3 protein-coding genes are annotated in these 3,979 nt (G+C 69.3%); 1 reads left to right on the top strand and 2 read right to left on the bottom strand.

From position 1 onward, the window contains the following. Together VTU_RS0120465 and VTU_RS28965 are read right to left on the bottom strand one after the other, a co-directional pair. Nucleotides 1–1,581 (bottom strand): molybdopterin-dependent oxidoreductase (locus VTU_RS0120465; protein WP_010108076.1); only part of this gene is annotated, 1,581 nt, incomplete at its 3' end. Further along, entirely contained in the window at nt 1,578–3,440 is a 1,863-nt protein-coding gene (locus VTU_RS28965) for an NADH-ubiquinone oxidoreductase-F iron-sulfur binding region domain-containing protein (RefSeq protein WP_040893476.1), read from the bottom strand. The genes VTU_RS0120465 and VTU_RS28965, both read right to left, overlap by 4 nt. A gap of 193 nt (nt 3,441–3,633) precedes the next feature. Here VTU_RS28965 and VTU_RS0120455 point away from each other — a divergent pair, with 193 nt between their 5' ends. After that, nucleotides 3,634–3,966: a BrnT family toxin gene (locus VTU_RS0120455; protein ID WP_010108072.1), complete on the top strand. Its 333-nt coding sequence runs from the start codon at nt 3,634–3,636 to the stop codon at nt 3,964–3,966. Nucleotides 3,967–3,979: the final 13 nt, after the last annotated feature.

Raw genomic sequence — 3,979 nt, 5'->3', positions numbered from 1 at the left:
CACCGGCGCCACGGCTTCGGGGCTGTAGCCCGCTGCGTTCGCCTTGAGCGCGTCGAAGTTGTCGACCCGCGCGCGGACGAAGGCCATATCGACCAAGTCCTCTTCGATCACCGTGTGGATCAGCGCGTTCAGCATGGCCACGTCGGTGTCGGCGCGGAATTGCAGGGTGCGCCAGGCGTGGCGGCCGATGTCGGTCACGCGCGGGTCGGCGAGAACGATTTTGCTGCCGCGCCGGGCGGCGTTCTTCATCCAGGTCGCGGCCACCGGGTGGTTCGCCGTGGGGTTGGCGCCGATCACGAAGATCAGCTCCGCGTGCTCCACGTCGTGCACCGGGTTGCTCACCGCGCCCGAGCCGACGCCTTCGAGCAGCGCCGCCACGCTGGAGGCATGGCACAGCCGCGTGCAATGGTCCACGTTGTTGCTGCCAAAGCCGGTGCGCACCAGCTTCTGGAACAGGTAGGCCTCTTCGTTGCTGCCCTTGGCCGAGCCGAATCCCGCCAGCGCCTTCGGGCCATACCGCCCGCGCAGCGCTGCGAGCTGGCCCGCAGCCAGGTCCAGCGCCTCGTCCCAGCTGGCTTCGCGAAACAGCTCGCGCCAGTGCGCGGGGCGCGTCTGGCCCTGCCAGTCCTTGGGGACACCGGGCTTGCGGATCAGCGGCCGCGTGAGCCGCTCGGGGTGGTGCGCGTAGTCAAAGCCGAAGCGGCCCTTGACGCACAGGCGGCCATGGTTCGCGGGGCCGTCGCGTCCTTGCACGCTGACGATTTTTTCTTCCCGGATCTGGTAGGTAATGAGGCAGCCGACCCCGCAGAACGGGCACACCGAATCGACCCTGCGGTCCACCGCCTGCGAGCCGATCTGCGTCTTGGGCATGAGCGCGCCCGTGGGGCAGGCCTGCACGCATTCGCCGCAGGCCACGCAGCTGCTTTCGGCCATGGGGTCGTCGAGGTCGAAGACGATCTTGCTCCCGGCGCCGCGCAGCGCGTAGCCGATCACGTCGTTCACCTGCTCCTCGCGGCAGGCGCGCAGGCAGCGCTTGCACTGTATGCAGGCGTCCAGATTGACGGCCATCGCCGGGTGGCTCGTGTCGGCGGCGGGCTGCGCGCGGCGCAGCGCCTGGAGCGCGGGGCGCACGCGCACGCCCAGGCGGTCGGCCCAGGCGCTGAGCTCGCCATGCTGGCCGGGGACTTCATTTCCTGCGGCCTGCGCGTGCGGTGCGTCGTCGTCGTTCCACTTGTAGCCCGCCGCGGGCATGTCCGAGAGCAGCATCTCCAGCACCATCTGCTGGCTCTTGCGCGCGCGTGCGCTGGCGCTTTGCACCTGCATGCCCTCGGTCGGCGTGCGGCAGCAACTCGGGGCCAGCGTGCGCTCGCCCGCAATCTCGACCACGCAGGCGCGGCAGTTGCCGTCGGGGCGCAGGCCGTCCTGGTGGCAGAGCCGGGGAATCTGCACGCCGTGGCGCTGCGCGGCCGCAAGAAGGGTCTCGCCGGGGTGGGCGCTGACGGGTTGGCCGTCGAGTTCAAAGGCGATCGCCGGTTCGGGCAGGGCGGCGCTGGCGGTGGCGCAGGATGGCACGGCGTTCATGATGGCGGTCCTTTGGGCAAGAGTGCGCCCGGCGCCGCGCCCACCTCGTGGGGAAAGTATTCGTAGATGCAGCGGATCGGGTTGGGCGCGGCCTGCCCCAGTCCGCAGATGGACGCGTCGGACATCACCTGCGCCAAGTCGCCGAGCGCGTCGGCGTCCCACTGCGGCGCCTGCATCAGCGCGGCCGCCTTGGCCGTTCCCACGCGGCAGGGGGTGCACTGGCCGCAGCTCTCGTGCGCGAAAAAGCGCATCACGTCGAGCGCGGCGTCGCGCGCGCGGTCGTGCTGGCTGAGCACGATGACGGCGGCCGATCCGATAAAGCAGCCGTAGGGCTGCAAGGTGTCGAAGTCGAGCGGGATCTGGTTCAGGTGCGCGGGCAGGATTCCGCCCGAGGCGCCGCCGGGCAGGTAGGCGTAAAGCCGGTGCCCGTCGGGCATGCCGCCGCAGTATTCGTCCACGAGTTCCTGCAGCGTGATTCCCGCGGGCGCGAGCTTCACGCCCGGCTGCCGCACCCGCCCGCTCACGCTGAAGCTGCGCAGCCCCTTGCGCCCATGGCGGCCAAAGCCGGCAAACCACTGCGCGCCCTTCTCGACGATGTCGCGCACCCAGTAGAGGGTCTCGAAGTTGTGCTCCAGCGTGGGGCGGCCGAACAGGCCCCGCTGCGCGATGTACGGCGGGCGCATGCGCGGCTCGCCGCGTCGGCCTTCGAGGCTTTCGATCATGGCCGACTCCTCGCCGCAGATGTACGCGCCCGCGCCGCGCCGCAGCTCGATCTGCGGCAGGGGGCAGGGCGGATCCGCCTGCAATTGCGCCAGCGCGCCGTGCAGCAGCGCGCGGCAGCCGTGGTATTCGTCGCGCAGATAGATGTAGATGGCTTCGGTGCCCACCACCTGGGCCGCCACGAGCAGGCCCTCCAGAAAGCGGTGCGGGTCGCGCTCCAGGTAGCTGCGGTCCTTGAAGGTGCCGGGCTCGCCCTCGTCGATGTTCACCGCCAGCATGCGCGGCGCCGGCTGCGCGCGCACGATGCGCCACTTGCGCCCCGCCGCAAAACCCGCGCCGCCCAGGCCGCGCAGGCCCGATGCCTCCAGCGCCACGAGCACCGCCTCGGCGTCCATCGCGCCGTTCACCAGCGCTGCGGCCAGCTGATAGCCGCCATGCGCGCGGTAGGTGGCCAGGTCGGTGTGCGCGGGGCTGACGGTGCCGGGTGGTTGTGTGGGCAGGCTGCGCCCGGCCCACGCGCAGGCGTCGAAATGGACCGTGGACGGCGACGCGGGATGCAGCGCATGCGCCCGATCCGGCATGGACGCCAGCGCTTGCAGCACCCCGTCGGCCGTGGCCTGCGGCAGCGGGCATTGGTGCAGCACGGCCACCGGCGCCTGCTCACAGCGGCCCACGCAGGGTACGGCCTGCAGCTGCACGTCGCCCAGCCCCGCAGCCCGCAGGCGCTGCGGCAGCCGGGCCAGCAGTTCGCGTGCGCCGGCCAGGCGGCAACTCAGGCTGTCGCACACGCGCAGCACCAGGCGCGGGGCCCGGGAGTCCGCGCCGCGCACGACCTCGAAGTGGTGATAGAAGCTCGCCACTTCGTAGACCTCGGCCATGGACCGATTCAGCTGTTTTGCCAGTGCCACCAGATGCCGCTCGTGCAGCACGCCGAAGTGGTCGTTGAGCCGGTGCAGGTATTCGATGAGCAGGTCGCGCCGAAAGCCATTCGCCGGGCGCGGGCCGAGCAGCTGCGCCACCTCGGCCAGCGCCGCAGCTTCGGGCTGGCGGCCTTTGAGGTGGCTTTGGCGGCGGATGCGCGCGCGCATGTCGTCAACGGACAGGACGCTCACCGGGGGAGCTTCGGGGGAGTGTTTCATGGGCCGGGGTCGTGGGATGCGCCGCAGTGTCCGGTAGCGTCGCCCGCCTGTCAAATCGCAGCTCCGCAGGCGGGGCATGGCCGGTACCGCAATGGAAGGTGTTTCGGCGGCGCGGGGCTGTCTTGCCTCATGTACCTGACGTCGGTACAAGAAATACTGGGTGCATCGACTTTATGTATGTACAATAAGTTTCATGGACGTCGCATTCGACCCTGCCAAGGACGCCAAGAACATCGAGAAGCACGATGGCGTGTCTCTCGCTGATGCCAAGGCGTTCGAGTGGGATGGCGCCGTGGTTTGGCTTGACCAACGCAGGGCATACGATGAAGACCGCATGATTGGTTTGGGCTACATCGGCGAGCGCTTGTTCAATGTGGTGTTTGTTGAGCGCAATGGAATCCGCCGCATCGTCAGCTTGCGGAAAGCCAATTTGAGAGAGGTGAAACGCTATGCCCAAACTGAAGTCCCGAACGATTCTTCCTGGCGCAGAGGAAGATGCGGCCATCACCGCTGCGGCCATGTCTGACCCGGACGCAATG

The organism is Verminephrobacter aporrectodeae subsp. tuberculatae At4, assembly GCF_000193225.1.
GTDB lineage: Bacteria > Pseudomonadota > Gammaproteobacteria > Burkholderiales > Burkholderiaceae_C > Acidovorax > Acidovorax aporrectodeae.
The sequence above is the reverse complement of the archived record's forward strand: the minus strand, read 5'-3'. Positions and strand labels throughout refer to the sequence as shown.